Here is a 16,501-nt window from a genome sequence, read left to right as displayed (position 1 = left end):
CGGGTCCAGTGTGGCCCCCCGGGGCCGCTCGCGGGGGTGGTGACGCCCGGCGAACGGGTGGTTGCGGGGGAGGTGCACCGGTGTGGCGTTCGGGTTACTACTTAATGCTTCTGCGTGATCACTATGCGTGACAATCACCTGGCCGCAACGGGATCGGACCGAGAAACTACTCTGTGTGATCATTTGAACACGCAAAGGGTTTGTTGCCTGCCCCCTGCCGCCCTTGCAAGAATGCCGAGATCACCCCGCGATCAGCGCGGGGGGTCACGGGGGCGGTGAGGGGGGTCCGGCGGCCGGCAGGCCGACGGGTTTCACCGTTACCCACGGTCGTCTGGGGGGTTCATCACGTGAAACTGCGTCGTCCGAGTCCGACGGTGAGCGCGCTCACCGTCATGTCCTTCGCGGGTCACGTCATGTACCCGCTCTACCTGCTCGCCAGCGAACGCCTCGCACCGCGCAGCCCGTCCCGGCCCCGGCCCGGCGAGGCCGGCTGGACGTGGGACGACGTCGACGTCCTCATCCCGGCCTTCGGCGAGGCGAGCATCCTCGCCGAGACCGTGCCGCAGCTGCTGGGCGAAGGCGTTCCGCTGGACCGCATCACGATCGTCGTGGACGAGGACGAGAAGACGCGCGCCGCGGCCGAGGAGCTCGGCTGCCGCGTCGACTGGTCGCCCACGCGCGCCGGCAAGGCCGCCGCCGTCAACCGCGGTGTGCAGAACTCCAAGGCCGACATCGTCGTGCTGCTGGACGCCAACGCGTTCGTGCCGGGCGAGGGCCTGCGCGCGCTCATCGACCGCGTCGCCACCGACCTGCACCTGGCCTCCGGCGTGCGCAAGGAGTCCGGCGCCGCCGACGAGGGCCTGTACTGGCGCTACGAGAACTGGATCAAGCAGACCGAGGCCGGCCGCGGGGGCTCGCTCGCCCTCGTCGGCGAGGCCGTCGCCCTGCGCCGGGAGTCCTTCCGGCCCATCCCCGGCTCGGTCCTCAACGACGACCTGTTCCTCGCCTTCGACTTCGCCCGCCGCGGCCTGAACGTGGGCGTCGTGCCCGAGTGCGTCGCGGTCGAGGACTCCGCGCCCCGCAACGACCAGCTCGAGCGGCGGGTCCGCATCATGAGCGGTCAGCTGCGCCTGTTCTGGGGTTTCCGCCGCTCGTTCCTGTCCGGCGACGACAAGTTCGTGCACTTCGCCATGCACAAGGGCTGGCGCTCGACGCTCGGGCCGGCCGCCCAGCTCACGCTGACCGCGGCGTGCCTGGCCCGGCCCAAGAGCCGCTTCAGCCAGCTGTTCCTGCTCGGCGAGGCCGTCTCGGTGGCCGCCTACCTCAAGGGCGACAAGCTCCAGGGCAAGGCGGCGGCCCCGCTGCGCGTCCTGGGGCAGGCCGTCGGCATGCCGCCGGTCATCTTCGCCCTGTCGATCCCGCGGGCGCTGGGCCGCTCGCGCTCGGGAGCCTGGAAGAAGCGCATCAGGTGAGTTCCCCCCGCACGGCCTGGGTCGTCGCCAAGCAGCTGCCCGCGAGCACCGACTCCGGTGGGCGGCAACGGGTCCGGGCCGTCATCGACGTGTACGCCCAGTCCTTCGAGCAGGTGCACGTCGTCGGTTTCGACGTCTGGCCCGGGTGGCGCGAGGTCCTGCCGCCGCACGTGACCGTGCACGAGGTCCCCGCCCCGAGGCCGACGGCCGCCGCCGTCGCGAAGGGGTCGCTGTTCGCCGGCAAGTGGTACTCCCGGCAGATCCACGACCTGCTGGCCGCCGGCGTCCGCGGGCGCGACGTCGTCCACGTCGACTTCCCGCAGATGGCGGTCAACGTCCCGGCCGACGTGCGCATCGACGTGCTCGACCTGCACAACGTCGAGTCCGACCTGGTGGCCCGGCGGCTGCGGAACGAGAAGCCGCTGGCGGCCCGGCTGCTGGCGCCCGAGGTCGCGCGGTTCCGCCGGTTCGAGTTCGCCGTCGCCGCCCGTGCCGGGCACGTGACGGCGTGCAGCCGGCGCGACCAGGAGGTCCTGGCGGCGCGCGGCATCGCGAGCACCTTCGTCCCCAACGGGGTGACGAGCGTGGAGCACGACCCGACCGTCCCGCCGGCGACGCGCACGGCCCTGTTCGTCGGGGCCGCCGACTACGGCCCCAACAAGGCCGCGCTGCGCTGGTTCCTCGACGACGTGTGGCCGCGGGTGCTCGAGCGGGTCCCCTCGGCACGTTTCCTGGCCGTGGGGCGGGGGCTGTCGAGCGTGCACCCGCGCGCGACGGGGGAACCCGGCGGGGTCGAGTTCCACTCCGACGTCGCGTCGGTGGACCCGTTCTACGAGCAGGCCGACGTGTGCGTCGTGCCGCTGCTGTCCGGCGGGGGCACGAAGATCAAGCTCGTCGAGGCCCTCTCGCGCGGACGGGCCGTCGTCACCACGACCCTCGGCCTGGAGGGTCTGGAGGAGCACCGCGCGGTGCTGCGCGTGGCCGACGGCGCCGAGCGGTTCGCGACCGCGCTGGCCGACCTGTTCGAGGACCCCGAGCAGGCCGCGAAACTCGGTGCCGCGGCCGCCGACGTCGCCCGGTCGTTCTCGTGGGAATCCGCGATGACTCCGTTGCGTGACCTGCTGTCTTCTGTACGTAGTTGATTGACGCAGAGCGGGTTCGTTTTCACCCGCTCTGCTCAATCTCACGCTCCGTGTTCGTGCCGCTGTAGTAGCCTCGCGGCAGCACCTCGACGGGGAAACCGGTGGCTCGGATTCGTGGGGGGTTCGAACCGCCACCGGAGATCTCGCCCGTTCATCGACGGGTGCTGCGTTCCCCCACGTGTGGACCCGGCCGCTGCGCCGTCCGGGCCGACGAGATCCGACCGATCCAGGTTCGAGTGAGGGAAGACATGACCGAGTCCGTTGCTCCCGACGGGACGCCCGTCTCCGAGATCCCCGTCGTCATCCTCTGCGGTGGCATGGGCACCCGGCTGCGGGAGGCCAGCGAGAAGCTGCCGAAGCCGCTGGTCGACATCGGGGGCCGCCCGATCCTGTGGCACATCATGAAGCTGTACAGCTCCTACGGCTTCCGCAAGTTCGTCCTGTGCCTGGGCTACAAGAGCGACCTGATCAAGCGCTACTTCCTCGACTACCGGATCAACGCCGGCGACTTCACGCTGAACCTGTCCTCGCAGGACGCCCCGACCTACCACACCAACGGTGTGCAGGAGGACTGGGACATCACGTTCGTCGAGACCGGCCTGACCACGGCGACCGCGGCCCGCATCAAGCGCGTCGCGCAGCACCTGACCGCCGACAAGTTCATGCTCACCTACGGCGACGGGCTCGGCGACGTCGACATCGCCAAGTCGCTGCGCGACCACGCCGCCGGCGGCCGCATGGCCACCGTGACCGCGGTGCACCCGAGCTCGCGCTACGGCGAGATGCACGTCACCGGCGACACCGTCACCGAGTTCAACGAGAAGCCGACCCTGGCCGACGGCTGGGTCAACGGCGGGTTCTTCGTCTTCGACCGCGAGTTCGCGGACAAGTACCTCGAGGACGACCCCGACATGATGCTCGAGCAGAAGCCGCTGCAGACCGTGGCCCGCGACGGCCAGCTGACGGTCTCCCAGCACGAGGGCTACTGGCTGGGGATGGACACCTTCCGGGAGTGGACCGAGTTCAACAAGCTCTGGGACGCCGGCAAGGCTCCGTGGAAGACCTGGGAAGACTGAGGCTGGGGGACCGGAACACCATGAAGATCGTCGTCACCGGCACCGAGGGCTACCTCGGCGCCCTGCTCGCGCCCACCCTGCTGGAGTCCGGCCACTCGGTGCTCGGCATCGACACCGGCTACTACAAGCAGGGCTGGCTCTACAACGGCGTCACGGCCTCGGTCGAGACGCTGGCCAAGGACATCCGCCACGTCACCGTCGAGGACCTCGCCGGGGCCGACGCCGTCGTGCACATGGCCGAGCTGTCCAACGACCCGCTCGGCGAGCTCATCCCCGACGTCACCTACGTCGTGAACCACAAGGGGTCGGTCCGCCTCGCCGAGACCGCCAAGGCCGCGGGTGTCTCCCGCTTCGTCTACATGTCGAGCTGCTCCGTCTACGGAGTGGCCGAGGACACCGTCGACGAGACGTCGCCGGTGAACCCGCAGACCGCCTACGCCGAGTGCAAGGCGCTCGTCGAGCGCGACGTCGCCCCGCTCGCCGACGACGACTTCTCGCCGGTGTTCATGCGCAACGCGACCGCCTACGGCGCCTCGCCGCGCCAGCGCTTCGACATCGTCCTGAACAACCTCGCGGGCCTGGCCTACACGACCGGCAAGATCGCCATGACCTCCGACGGGTCGCCCTGGCGCCCGCTGGTCCACGGCCTCGACATCGCCAAGTCGATCCGCGCCGTCCTCGACGCCCCGCGCGAGGCCATCCACAACCAGATCTTCAACGTGGGTGACTCCGAGCAGGTCTACCGCGTCCGCGAGATCGCCGAGGCCGTCGGCCGCGCGCTGCCCGAGGCCGAGATCACCTTCGGCGAGAGCAACGGCGACAACCGCTCGTACAAGGTGAACTTCGACAAGATCCACTCGACCCTCGAGGGTTTCCGCTGCGACTGGAACGCCGACAAGGGCGCCCGGCAGCTCGTGGACGTCTTCAAGGCGATCGACCTGGACGAGGCCACGTTCAAGGGCCGGGGGCACACCCGGCTCAAGCAGCTCGAGCACCTCATCCGCACCGAGCAGCTCGACAAGGAGCTGTTCTGGAAGGTCCAGCCGACCTCGGGGATCGCCAAGTGAAGATCCAGACCACCCACATCGAGGGCGTCGCGATCGTCGAGCTCGAGGAGCGCGCCGACGACCGCGGGTTCTTCGCCCGCTCGTTCTGCCGCGAGGAATTCCTCGAGGCCGGCCTGAACCCGGCCGTCGAGCAGTGCAACCTGTCCTACAACCACAAGGCCGGGACGCTGCGCGGCATGCACACGCAGATCGACCCCGCGCCCGAGGCGAAGCTGGTCCGCTGCACCGCCGGCGCCATCCAGGACATCATCGTCGACCTGCGCCCGGACTCCCCGACGCGGTTCCAGCACGTCGCCGTGGAGCTCACCGCGAGCAACCGCAAGGCGCTGTACGTGCCGGAGTACTTCGCGCACGGCTACCTCACGCTGACCGACGGCGCCGAGGTCGTCTACCAGGTGTCCCAGAGCTACACCCCGGGCACCGAGCGGGGTCTGCGCTGGGACGACCCCGAGCTGGCCCTGCCGTGGGCCCGCGACGTGGCCGTCATCAGCGAGAAGGACGCGAGCTGGACGCTGCTGGCGGACGGGGCTGACCTCAGTTGATCATCGTCGACAAGGCGCTCCAGCAGCGCCAGGCCGAGGGCCGCCCCATCCGGGTCGCCCTCGTCGGCGCGGGTTTCATGGGCCGGGGCTTCGTCAACCAGGTCGTGAACTCCGTCCCGGGCATGGAACTGGTCGCCATCGCCAACCGCACCGTCTCCAAGGCGCGGGACGCCTACGAGCAGGCCGGGGTCACCGGCGTGGTCGAGGCCGACGACGCCGCCGCGGTCGACAGGGCCATCGCGCAGGGCCGGCCCGTCGTGTCGGGCTCCTACGAGGCCGTCGTCGACGCGGGCCAGGTCGAGGCCGTCGTCGAGGCGACCGGCAACACCGAGTACGGCGCGCACGTCGTCGTCCGGGCCATCGAGCAGGGCAAGCACATCGTCCTGCTCAACGCCGAGGTCGACGGGACCGCCGGCCTCGCGCTGCGCACCCGCGCCGAGAAGGCCGGTGTGGTCTACACCGGCTGCGACGGCGACCAGCCCGGCGTGCAGATGAACCTCATCCGCTTCGTGAAGTCCATCGGGGTCACCCCGCTGGTCTCGGGGAACATCAAAGGCCTGCAGGACGAGTACCGTAACCCCACCACCCAGGAGGGTTTCGCCAAGCAGTGGGGGCAGGACCCCTACATGGTGACGAGCTTCGCCGACGGCACGAAGGTGTCGTTCGAGCAGGCCCTCGTCGCCAACGCGGCGGGGTTCTCGGTCGAGAAGCGCGGCATGCGCGGCGCCGACCACCGCGGGCACGTCGACGAGCTGACCACGCACTACGACGTGGACCAGCTCAAGGAGCTCGGCGGCGTCGTGGACTACGTCGTGGGGTCCAAGCCGGGCCCGGGCGTCTACGTCCTCGGCACGCACGACGACCCCAAGCAGCAGCACTACCTGAACCTGTACAAGCTCGGCACCGGGCCGCTGTACTCGTTCTACACGCCGTACCACCTGTGCCACTTCGAGGTGCCGCTGACGGTGGCCCGCGCGGTGCTGTTCGCCGACGCCGCGATCGTGCCCGGCGACGAGGTGAAGGTCGAGGTCGTCACCACCGCCAAGACCGACCTCAAGGCCGGCAAGGAGATCGACCGCCTCGGCGGCTACGACTCCTACGGCGTGGCCGAGACCTACGCGACCACGAAGGCGCAGAACCTGCTGCCCATGGGCGTCGCCGAGGGCTGCGTCCTCAAGCGCGACGTCGCCAAGGACCAGGTCCTCACCTACGACGACGTGGTCCTGCCCCAGGGGCGCCTCATCGACGCCCTGCGCGCCGAGCAGGCCGCGCTCCTGGCGCGCTGACCCACCTCGCGCGCCGACGGCCCCGGGTCCCCGACCCGGGGCCGTCGTGCGTCCCGGGTTAGGGTTCGGCCCGTGAACGCAGCGGGCAGGCTCGACGTCGCGGTCGTCGGAGCCGGTCGCGTCGGCCCCGTCCTCGGGGCCGCGCTGCGCGCCGCCGGGCACCGGATCACCGGCGTCGCCGCCCGCTCCCGGCGGTCCGCCGAACGGGTCGAGGCGGTCCTGCCGGACGTCCCGTGGATCGAACCGGCCGACGCGTTCGCGGCCGACCTCGTGCTCCTGGCCGTCCCCGACGACGTCCTCGGGCCGCTGGTCACCGACCTCGCCCCGCACGTGCGGGCCGGTCAGCTCGTCGTGCACACCTGCGGCCTGCACGGCCTGGGCGTCCTGGGGCCCGCGGCCGGTCGCGGCGCGCTGCCGCTGGCCCTGCACCCGGCGATGACCTTCACCGGCACCTCGCTGGACCTGCAGCGGCTGCTGGGCGCGGCGGTGGCCGTCACCGCCCCCGCCGTCCTGGCCCCGGTCGCCGACGCGCTGGTGCGCGAGTGGGGCGCCACGCCCGTCCCCGTCGCCGACGCCGACCGCCCGCTGTACCACGCGGCCCTCGCCCACGGCTCCAACCACCTCGTGACGCTGGTGGCCCAGGCCCTCGACGCGGCGCGCGCCGCCGTGGGGGAGGACGCCGAGCGCGTGCTGCGCCCGCTGCTGCAGGCCGCGCTGGACAACGCGCTGCGCTCCGGCGACGCGGCGCTGACCGGGCCCGTCGCCCGGGGGGACGCGGGGACGGTCGCCACCCACCTGCGGGTCCTGGACCCGCCGACCGCCCGCACCTACGCCCGGCTCGCCGCGGTCGCCGCCGACCGCGCGCAGGCCGCGGGCCGCCTGACCGACACCGCCGCGGACGCCGTCCGCGCCGCCCTGACCCCGGGAGAACCGTGAACACCGCCCCGCCCCCCGTCCTCACCCGCACCCGCGCCGAGCTGGCCGCCGCCCGCGCGCAGCTGGAGGGGCCGGTCGCCGTCGTCATGACGATGGGGGCGCTGCACGCCGGGCACGCCGAGCTCATCCGCGAGGCCCGCCGCCGCGCCGGGTCCGTGCTCGTCACGATCTTCCTCAACCCGTTGCAGTTCGGCCCGGGCGAGGACCTCGCCCGGTACCCGCGGACCCTCGACGAGGACCTGGTGCTGGCCGCCGGCAGCGGCACGGACGTCGTGTTCGCCCCCGGCCCCGACGTCGTCTACCCCGACGGCGACCCGGGCGTGCGCGTCGCCGCGGGCCCGCTCGGGGAGGTCCTGGAGGGGGCCAGCCGCCCCGGGCACTTCGACGGCGTGCTGACGGTCGTCGCGAAGATGCTGCACCTCACGCGCGCGGACCTGGCGTTCTTCGGCCAGAAGGACGCCCAGCAGCTGCTGCTGGTGCGCCGGATGGTCCGCGACCTCGACCTGGGGGTGGAGGTCGTCGCGGTCCCGACGGTGCGCGAGGGCGACGGGCTGGCGATGTCCAGCCGCAACCGGTACCTGACGCCGTTCGACCGGGAGGTCGCGCTCGTCCTGCAGCGCGCGCTGCGCGCGGGGGAGGCCGCCTCGGCCGAGGGACCGTCCGCGGTGCGCCGCGCCGCCCGCGACGTCCTGGTCGCCGAACCCGCCGCCCGGGTGGACTACCTGGCGCTCGTCGACCCGCACGACCTCGCCGACGTGCGCGAGCACTACCGCGGGGAGGCGCTGCTCGCGGTCGCCGCGAAGGTCGGTTCCACCCGCCTGATCGACAACCTCCCGCTGGTCGTCGGGCGACCGGCCGACTGAGCGCCACTAACCTTGACCGGGTGAGTGAACAGACGCCCGACCAGCCCGAGGACGAGTTCGAGGACCTGCCCGAGCAGGTGCGGGTCCGCCGGGAGAAGCGCGACCGCATCCTCGCCGCCGGGGGGGAGGCCTACCCGGTCTCGGTCCCGCGCACGACCTCGCTCGCGGACCTGCGGGCGAAGCACGCGCACCTGCAGGCGGGGGAGGAGACGACCGACGAGGTCGGCGTCACCGGCCGCGTCGTGTTCCTGCGCGGTACCGGGAAACTGGTGTTCGCCACGCTGCAGGAGGGTGACGGCACCCGGCTGCAGGCGATGGTCTCGCGCGACGGCGTGGGCGAGGAGGCCCTGGCCGCCTGGAAGGCCGACGTCGACCTCGGCGACGTCGTGTTCGTCCACGGCACGGTGGTCTCCTCCCGGCGCGGGGAACTGTCGGTGCTCGCCGACGGCTGGCGGATGGCGTCGAAGGCGTTGCGCCCCTTGCCGGTCCTGCACAAGGAACTGTCCGAGGAGACCCGCGTCCGGCAGCGCTACGTCGACCTCATCGTGCGCGAGGCGGCCCGCGAGAACGTGCGGGCGCGCTCGCACGTCGTGCGCTCGGTCCGCCGCACCCTGGAGGACCGCGGGTTCCTCGAGGTCGAGACCCCGATGCTGCAGACCCTGCACGGCGGGGCCAGCGCGCGCCCGTTCGTCACCCGTTCGAACGCGTTCGACACCGACCTGTACCTGCGCATCGCCCCCGAGCTCTTCCTCAAGCGGCTCGTCGTGGGCGGGATCGAGCGCGTCTTCGAGATCAACCGCAACTTCCGGAACGAGGGCGCGGACTCCACCCACTCGCCCGAGTTCGCGATGCTCGAGGCGTACGAGGCCTGGGGCGACTACGACACGATCGCCGACCTGACGCGGACGATCGTGCAGGAGGCGGCGATGGCCGCCTACGGGTCGCACGTCGTCACCTGGGCCGACGGGACCGAGTACGACCTCGGCGGGCAGTGGCGGTCCATCTCCATGTACCCGTCGCTGTCGGAGTCCCTCGGGGAGGAGATCACCCCCCAGACCCCGCGCGAGCACCTGCTCGAAACGGCGAAGAAGCTCGGGATCGGCGTCGACGAAGCGCGCTGGACGGCCGGGAAACTCGTCGAAGAACTCTGGGAGCACCGGCTCGGTGATTCCCTGGAATCGCCGACGTTCGTGCGCGACTTCCCGGTGGAGACGTCCCCGCTGGTGCGCGGTCACCGTTCGATCCCCGGGGTCGTGGAGAAGTGGGACCTGTACGTCCACGGATTCGAGCTCGCCACCGGGTACTCCGAACTGGTGGACCCGGTGATCCAGCGCCAGCGTTTCGTGGAACAGGCGAAGCTGGCCGCGCTCGGTGACGACGAGGCCATGCGGATCGACGAGGACTTCCTGCGGGCCCAGGAGCACGGAATGCCCCCCACGGGTGGCATGGGGATGGGCATCGACCGCCTCCTGATGGCCCTGACCGGCCTCGGGATCCGCGAGACCATCACGTTCCCGCTGGTCAAGCCCCGCTGACGGCGCGCCCGGGCGGCAGCGGCCGGCGACGTACCCTGGACGGGTGGAATACCTCGCCGCGCTGCTGCCCTCCGCGGGCCTGGCCGTCCTCTTCGTGTTGTTGATGCGTTCGATCCTGCACGCCGACCGCCGGGAACGGGCTGCGGCCAAGCGCGCCCGCGCTGAACGCGCGGGCTCGGGCGGGCCGGGCGCCGAAAGGGCTCCGGGCGACCCGGCTCCCTGATCGCGACACGCGGAATTCCTTTCCGGTGATGATTTGACCTTTCCTGCGTCAATGCGCCAGAGTGAACGTGCCGACGCACTTCGCGGTCGGCCGTCCACATTGTTCGGAAAGGGTGCCCGCCATGGCGCAGAAGGTCCAGGTCCTGCTCGTCGACGACATCGACGCCAGTGAGGCCTCCGAGACGGTGACCTTCTCCCTCGACGGGGTCAACTACGAGATCGACCTGTCCGACGAGCACGCCGCCGCGCTGCGCGACGCCTTCGCCCCCTGGGTCGGGCACGCCCGCAAGGTCGGGGGCCGCTCCGGCGCGAACCGCCGCACCTCCGCCGCCGCGGGCCGGCCGGCCGCCAAGAGCGCGTCGGACGCCCCCGAGCGCGACACCGGTGAGGTCCGCACCTGGGCCCGCGAGAACGGCTACACGGTCTCCGACCGCGGCCGGATCTCCGCCGAGATCCTCCAGGCGTACGACGCGGCGCACTGACCGCCCGCCCGGCGCAGCACGACGAAGGGCCCGACCGCCACCGGGGGTCGGGGCCTTCGTCGTCGTGCGGGGTCGGTCCGGCGGTGGGGTGCGGCCCGGGGGGACCATCCCTGCGCCGGACGGGGCGTGCGCCCAAAGGGTGATGTGGCCGCCGGTCACGGTGCGTGAGGATCGGGGTCGTTCCGCTGGACGTCCGTCCCAGCGCTCCCACCACTCCAGAAGGGCACCCCCCATGATCGAGGCGGTCGGCCTGCGCAAGGTCTACGGCAAGAAGGTGGCCGTGCACGACCTCAGCTTCACCGTTCGCCCGGGGATCGTCACCGGGTTCCTCGGGCCCAACGGGTCCGGCAAGTCGACGACCATGCGGATGATCGTCGGGCTGGACCGGCCGACGGCCGGCCGGGTGCTGGTGGACGGCGAGCCGTTCTCCGCGCACCGCGCGCCGCTGTCCGCGGTGGGGGCGCTGCTGGACGCCAAGGCCGTCCACACGGGGCGGTCGGCCCACAAGCACCTGCAGGCCCTGGCCGCCACGGCGGGCGTGCCGAACTCCCGGGTCGACGAGGTCATCGACCTGGTGGGGCTGCGCGAGGTCGCCCGCAAGCGGGCCGGCGGGTTCTCCCTGGGCATGGGGCAGCGGCTGGGGATCGCCTCGGCGCTGCTCGGCGACCCCTCCACGGTGATGTTCGACGAACCCGTCAACGGCCTGGACCCCGACGGGATCCTGTGGATCCGCAACCTCATGAAGGAGCTGGCCCGGCAGGGCCGCGCGGTGTTCGTCTCCTCGCACCTCATGAGCGAGATGGCGCTGACCGCCGAGCACCTCGTGGTCATCGGCAAGGGCCGGCTCATCGCCGACGAGAGCGTCGCGGCGTTCGTCGACCGCGTGCAGCCGCGCGGGGTGACCGTCCGGTCCCCGCAGGTCGAGGAGCTGCGCGAGCTGGTGGCCGTCGAGGGCGGGTCGCTCGCGCCCACGGCCGACGGTGCCTTCGACGTCCGCGGCCTGTCCGCCGAGCGCATCGGCGACGCCGCGGCCCGTCGCGGGGTGGCGCTGCACGAGCTCACCACCGTCAAGGCGTCCCTGGAGGAGGCCTTCATGGAGCTCACCGCGAGCGCCGTCGAGTACCAGGCCCGCACCACCGGCGGCGAACCCGCCCCCACCGTCCCCGAAACCCGTGTGCGAGAGGAGGTCGCGCGATGAGCGCCGCGACCGTCGGAGTCCAGCAGTACCGTCCCGTCGAGCGCCGGGTGACCCCCGCCGGGCTCCTGCGCTCGGAGTGGGTCAAGTTCTGGAGCGTCCGCTCCGTCGTCGTCACGATGGTGGCGTCGGTCGTCGCCACCGTCGGCCTCGGTGTCCTGTTCTCCCTCGCGGCCCGCTCGGCGCTCAGCTCCGGCGGCGCGCCGGCCGAGGCCGCCGTGGACCCCTTCACGTTCAGCACGATGGGGGCGCAGTTCGCCTCGCTCGTCGTGGCCTCGCTCGGCGTCATCATCATCGCCGGGGAGTTCTCCACCGGCATGATCCGCACGTCGTTCGCGGCGGCCCCCGGCCGCGTCGGGGTCCTCCTCGCCAAGGCCGCCGTGCTGGCGGTGAACGTCCTGGTGCTGCAGGGCCTGGCGGTCTTCGCGGCGTTCCTGCTCGGGCAGGCCGTCCTGGACACCCGGGACCTGGGGGTGTCCCTGGGCGACGACCACGTGCTGCGCGCCCTCGTCGGCACCGTCGTCACGCTCGTGGGGGTCTCGCTGATCGGTCTCGCGGTCGGTGCGCTGCTGCGCAACTCGGCGGGTGCGATCGTCACCGTCGTCGCGGCCCTGTTCGTGGTGCCCAACCTGCTCGGCCTGGTCCCCGACTCCTGGGGCGGGGAGGAGATCAACAAGTTCTTCCTGACGAACACCGTCAGCAACCTCAGCAGCGTCACCGCGTCCCCGGCGTACCTGGACAACGGTCCGGGCCTCGCGGCCTTCGCCGGGTGGGTCGTGGTCCTCGGGGGGCTGGCCGTCCTGGCGCTGCGCCGCCGCGACGTCTGAGGGCTCAGCCGGAGGCGCGGACGACGAGCTCGGGCAGGTAGAGGACCTGCCGGTCGTGCTGGACGACCGGCAGGTCCTCGCCGTTCCCGGGGCGTTCGGCGTCCAGCAGCAGCTGGACCGCCGAGCGGCCCAGCCGGTGCGTCGGCTGGCGGACCGAGGTGAGCGGGACGGTCGCGGCCGAGGCGAAGTCGATGTCGTCGTAGCCGACGATCGCGAGGTCCCCGGGGACGGCCAGGCCCCGGTGGACGACCTCGTGCAGGACGCCGAGGGCCAGCAGGTCGTTGAGGCAGAACACCGCCGTCGGGCGGTCGGGCCCGGCCCAGGAGGCCAGGGCGGCGCCGACGGCGCGGCCGTCGTCGAGGTGCATGGCCGGGACGTCGACCTCGGCCAGGGTGCCGGCGGGCAGCCCGGCGTCGGCGACGGCGCGGCGGGCGCCGGCGAGCCGCTGGTCGACCGGCAGCGAGCCCCGCGGCCCGCCGACCACGGCGATGCGCCGGTGACCGGCCGCGAGGAGGTGGGCGGTGGCGAGGTGGCCACCGGCGACGTCGTCGACGGAGACCGACGCGGTGGTGCCGTCGGGGACGGGGCGGTCGAGCAGGACGAGCGGGACGTCGAGGGTGCGCAGCTCGGCGAGGCGCTCGTCGGAGGTGTCGACGGGGGACAGGACGATCCCGGCGACCCGTTGCTGGCGCAGGGTCTGCAGGTGGCGGCGCTCGCGGGCGAGGTCCTCGGCGCTGCTGCACAGCAGGAGCGTGTGGCCGCCGGCCTCGGCGGTCTCCTCGGCGCCGCGGGCCAGCTCGGTGAAGAAGGGGTTGGCGATGTCGAGGACGACGAGGGCGAGGAACCGGCTGCGCCCGACCCGCAGCTGCCGGGCCGACTCGTTGCGCACGTAGCGCAGGTCGTCGATGGCCTGCCGGACCTTGACGCGGTTGGCGGCCGAGACGGTCTCGGGCCGGTTGAGGACGTTGCTGACCGTCCCGATGGAGACGCCGGCCCGGGCCGCGACCTCCTTGATGCTCGCGGGGGCCATCCGGCGATGCTACGCCGGAAGTTCTAGATACATCACGCTCCGTGAAGGCCCCTCACGCCCAGGCGGGGCCCGTGACCGGCGGCCCAGCCGCCGCGCGGCGGCCGGAGGCGGTGCGCGTCGTTGCGCCGACGGCGAACGAAGTGGCGGAACAGCACGCCGGAGGCGCAGGTTGGTCAGGACAACCGGGCCACGACGGGCTCACGGCCACGGCGGCGACGCCGATGGGAGTGAGAGTGTCAGAGCTCGGGACTAGCATCGGAATGGTCCGGTCGGGGGAACACCCCCCGAGCAGTCCGGACCCGACCACCCGCGAGGAGCGCCGCATGTTCGAGAGGTTCACCGACCGCGCCCGACGGGTCGTCGTCCTGGCCCAAGAAGAGGCCCGGATGCTCAACCACAACTACATCGGGACCGAGCACATCCTGCTCGGCCTGATCCACGAGGGCGAGGGCGTCGCGGCCAAGGCCCTCGAGTCGCTGGGCATCTCCTTGGACGCGGTCCGCGAGCAGGTCCAGGAGATCATCGGTCAGGGCCAGCAGGCCCCGTCCGGGCACATCCCCTTCACCCCCCGCGCGAAGAAGGTCCTCGAGCTGTCGCTGCGCGAGGCGCTCCAGCTCGGACACAACTACATCGGGACCGAGCACATCCTGCTCGGCCTCATCCGCGAGGGCGAGGGCGTCGCCGCCCAGGTGCTCGTCAAGCTCGGCGCCGACCTCAACCGGGTGCGTCAGCAGGTCATCCAGCTGCTGTCCGGCTACCAGGGCAAGGAGCCCGCCACGGCCGGCGGCCCCCAGGAGGGCACCCCGTCCGGCTCGCTGGTCCTGGACCAGTTCGGCCGCAACCTCACCCAGGCCGCCCGCGAGGGCAAGCTCGACCCGGTCATCGGCCGCGACCCGCAGATCGAGCGCGTCATGCAGGTCCTGTCGCGCCGCACCAAGAACAACCCGATCCTCATCGGGGAGCCGGGCGTCGGCAAGACCGCCGTCGTCGAGGGCCTGGCCCAGGCCGTCGTGCGCGGCGAGGTGCCGGAGACGCTGAAGGACAAGCAGATCTACACCCTCGACCTCGGCGCCCTCGTCGCCGGGTCCCGCTACCGCGGTGACTTCGAGGAGCGGCTGCGCAAGGTCCTCAAGGAGATCCGCACCCGCGGCGACATCATCCTGTTCATCGACGAGATCCACACCCTCGTCGGGGCCGGTGCCGCCGAGGGCGCCATCGACGCCGCCAGCATCCTCAAGCCGATGCTGGCCCGCGGTGAGCTGCAGACCATCGGCGCGACGACGCTGGACGAGTACCGCAAGCACATCGAGAAGGACCCCGCCCTCGAGCGGCGCTTCCAGCCGATCCAGGTCCCCGAGCCCACGCTCGCGCACGCCATCGAGATCCTCAAGGGCCTGCGCGACCGGTACGAGGCGCACCACCGCGTCTCCATCACCGACGCCGCGCTGGTGGCCGCCGCGACGCTGGCCGACCGCTACGTCAACGACCGGTACCTGCCGGACAAGGCGATCGACCTCATCGACGAGGCGGGCGCGCGACTGCGCATCCGCCGCATGACCGCACCGCCGGACCTGCGCGAGTTCGACGAGCGCATCGCCGACGTCCGCCGCGAGAAGGAGAGCGCGATCGACGCGCAGGACTTCGAGAAGGCGGCCTCCCTGCGCGACAAGGAGAAGAAGCTCCTCGCGCAGAAGGGCGAGCGCGAGAAGCAGTGGAAGTCCGGTGACATGGACGTCGTCGCCGAGGTCGACGAGGAACTGATCGCGGAGGTCCTCGCGACCGCCACGGGCATCCCCGTCGTCCGGCTGACCGAGGAGGAGTCCTCGCGGCTGCTCAACATGGAAGGCGAGCTGCACAAGCGCGTCATCGGACAGAACGACGCCATCAAGGCGCTGTCGCAGGCCATCCGGCGCACCCGTGCGGGTCTGAAGGACCCCAAGCGCCCCGGCGGGTCGTTCATCTTCGCCGGCCCCACCGGCGTCGGGAAGACCGAGCTCGCCAAGGCGCTCGCGGAGTTCCTCTTCGGTGAGGAGGACGCGCTCATCCAGCTCGACATGAGCGAGTTCTCCGAGAAGCACACCGTCTCGCGGCTGTTCGGCTCGCCCCCCGGCTACGTCGGGTACGAGGAGGGCGGCCAGCTGACGGAGAAGGTGCGCCGCAAGCCGTTCTCGGTCGTCCTGTTCGACGAGGTCGAGAAGGCCCACCCGGACATCTTCAACTCGCTCCTGCAGATCCTGGAGGACGGTCGCCTGACCGACTCCCAGGGCCGCATGGTCGACTTCAAGAACACCGTGATCATCATGACCACGAACCTCGGCACCCGGGACATCTCCAAGGGCGTCGGCACCGGGTTCGCGGCCGGCTCGCAGAGCCAGCTGACGAACTACGAGCGGATGAAGTCGAAGGTCAACGAGGAGCTCAAGCAGCACTTCCGGCCCGAGTTCCTCAACCGCGTCGACGACATCGTCGTGTTCCCGCAGTTGACGCAGGAGGAGATCGTCCAGATCGTCGACCTGTTCATCAAGCGGGTCGACGACCGCCTCAAGGACAAGGACATGGGCATCGAGCTCACCCCGCCCGCGAAGGTCCTCCTCGCGACCAAGGGGTACGACCCGGTCCTGGGCGCCCGCCCGCTGCGCCGCACCATCCAGCGCGACATCGAGGACGTCCTGTCCGAGAAGATCCTGTTCGGCGACCTGCGCGCCGGCCAGATCGTCTCGGTCGACGTCGAGGGCGAGGGCAAGGAGGCGAAGTTCACCTTCGAGGGCACCTCGAAGGAGGACGTGCCCGAGCCGGTCTCGTTCACCAAGACCGCCGAGGACTGAT

General features: G+C 71.8%; 15 protein-coding genes. 14 read left to right on the top strand and 1 reads right to left on the bottom strand.

Features of this window, described 5'->3' with window-relative positions:
• Positions 1 to 374: 374 nt before the first annotated feature.
• From ACRYRX_RS03150 to ACRYRX_RS03090, 13 genes are all read left to right on the top strand, one after another.
• Positions 375 to 1,472: a glycosyltransferase gene (locus tag ACRYRX_RS03150; RefSeq protein ID WP_432510348.1), complete on the top strand. Its 1,098-nt coding sequence runs from the start codon at positions 375 to 377 to the stop codon at positions 1,470 to 1,472.
• Complete coding sequence (locus ACRYRX_RS03145; protein WP_432510346.1) at positions 1,469 to 2,614, top strand: glycosyltransferase; 1,146 nt, start codon at positions 1,469 to 1,471, stop codon at positions 2,612 to 2,614. Before ACRYRX_RS03150 ends, ACRYRX_RS03145 begins: the two co-directional genes overlap by 4 nt.
• 248 nt (positions 2,615 to 2,862) lie before the next feature.
• On the top strand, positions 2,863 to 3,690 hold the full coding sequence (locus tag ACRYRX_RS03140; protein ID WP_432510345.1) for a glucose-1-phosphate cytidylyltransferase: 828 nt from the start codon (positions 2,863 to 2,865) through the stop codon (positions 3,688 to 3,690).
• Between the two features lie 20 nt (positions 3,691 to 3,710).
• Positions 3,711 to 4,757 carry an NAD-dependent epimerase/dehydratase family protein gene (locus ACRYRX_RS03135; protein WP_432510344.1) on the top strand — a complete coding sequence of 349 codons (1,047 nt, stop codon included), beginning with the start codon at positions 3,711 to 3,713 and terminating at the stop codon, positions 4,755 to 4,757.
• Positions 4,754 to 5,299 carry a dTDP-4-dehydrorhamnose 3,5-epimerase gene (gene rfbC / locus ACRYRX_RS03130; protein ID WP_432510343.1) on the top strand — a complete coding sequence of 182 codons (546 nt, stop codon included), beginning with the start codon at positions 4,754 to 4,756 and terminating at the stop codon, positions 5,297 to 5,299. Before ACRYRX_RS03135 ends, rfbC begins: the two co-directional genes overlap by 4 nt.
• A complete protein-coding gene (locus ACRYRX_RS03125) occupies positions 5,296 to 6,585 on the top strand; it encodes an NAD(P)H-dependent oxidoreductase (protein WP_432510342.1) in 1,290 nt (429 codons plus the stop codon). The genes rfbC and ACRYRX_RS03125 overlap by 4 nt, the downstream gene beginning before the upstream one ends.
• 72 nt (positions 6,586 to 6,657) lie before the next feature.
• Entirely contained in the window at positions 6,658 to 7,521 is an 864-nt protein-coding gene (locus tag ACRYRX_RS03120) for a Rossmann-like and DUF2520 domain-containing protein (RefSeq protein WP_432510341.1), read from the top strand.
• Positions 7,518 to 8,384: a pantoate--beta-alanine ligase gene (panC, locus tag ACRYRX_RS03115; protein WP_432510340.1), complete on the top strand. Its 867-nt coding sequence runs from the start codon at positions 7,518 to 7,520 to the stop codon at positions 8,382 to 8,384. Before ACRYRX_RS03120 ends, panC begins: the two co-directional genes overlap by 4 nt.
• Positions 8,385 to 8,404: 20 nt before the next feature.
• On the top strand, positions 8,405 to 9,919 hold the full coding sequence (gene lysS / locus ACRYRX_RS03110) for a lysine--tRNA ligase (RefSeq protein ID WP_432510339.1): 1,515 nt from the start codon (positions 8,405 to 8,407) through the stop codon (positions 9,917 to 9,919).
• 43 nt (positions 9,920 to 9,962) lie between these two features.
• Positions 9,963 to 10,142 carry a hypothetical protein gene (locus ACRYRX_RS03105; protein ID WP_432510338.1) on the top strand — a complete coding sequence of 60 codons (180 nt, stop codon included), beginning with the start codon at positions 9,963 to 9,965 and terminating at the stop codon, positions 10,140 to 10,142.
• A gap of 121 nt (positions 10,143 to 10,263) precedes the next feature.
• Positions 10,264 to 10,623, top strand: a complete 360-nt coding sequence (locus tag ACRYRX_RS03100) for a histone-like nucleoid-structuring protein Lsr2 (RefSeq protein WP_432510337.1) — start codon at positions 10,264 to 10,266, stop codon at positions 10,621 to 10,623.
• A gap of 232 nt (positions 10,624 to 10,855) precedes the next feature.
• Positions 10,856 to 11,821, top strand: coding sequence for an ATP-binding cassette domain-containing protein (locus tag ACRYRX_RS03095; protein WP_432510336.1), 966 nt, complete (start codon positions 10,856 to 10,858; stop codon positions 11,819 to 11,821).
• Positions 11,818 to 12,645, top strand: a complete 828-nt coding sequence (locus ACRYRX_RS03090) for an ABC-2 transporter permease (RefSeq protein WP_432510335.1) — start codon at positions 11,818 to 11,820, stop codon at positions 12,643 to 12,645. The genes ACRYRX_RS03095 and ACRYRX_RS03090 overlap by 4 nt, the downstream gene beginning before the upstream one ends.
• Before the next feature lie 4 nt (positions 12,646 to 12,649).
• On the opposite strand, the gene ACRYRX_RS03085 is transcribed toward ACRYRX_RS03090, so the two are convergent.
• Positions 12,650 to 13,675: a LacI family DNA-binding transcriptional regulator gene (locus ACRYRX_RS03085; RefSeq protein ID WP_432510334.1), complete on the bottom strand. Its 1,026-nt coding sequence runs from the start codon at positions 13,673 to 13,675 to the stop codon at positions 12,650 to 12,652.
• 323 nt (positions 13,676 to 13,998) lie between these two features.
• Between ACRYRX_RS03085 and ACRYRX_RS03080 the strand changes: the two genes are divergently transcribed.
• Positions 13,999 to 16,500, top strand: a complete 2,502-nt coding sequence (locus tag ACRYRX_RS03080; RefSeq protein ID WP_432510333.1) for an ATP-dependent Clp protease ATP-binding subunit — start codon at positions 13,999 to 14,001, stop codon at positions 16,498 to 16,500.
• Position 16,501: the final 1 nt, after the last annotated feature.

The sequence above is a fragment of the Kineococcus lubricus genome (assembly GCF_050871965.1).
Taxonomy (GTDB): Bacteria; Actinomycetota; Actinomycetes; order Actinomycetales; family Kineococcaceae; genus Kineococcus.
Note: the sequence above shows the minus strand (reverse complement) of the source record. Positions and strands in the feature narration are given on the sequence as shown.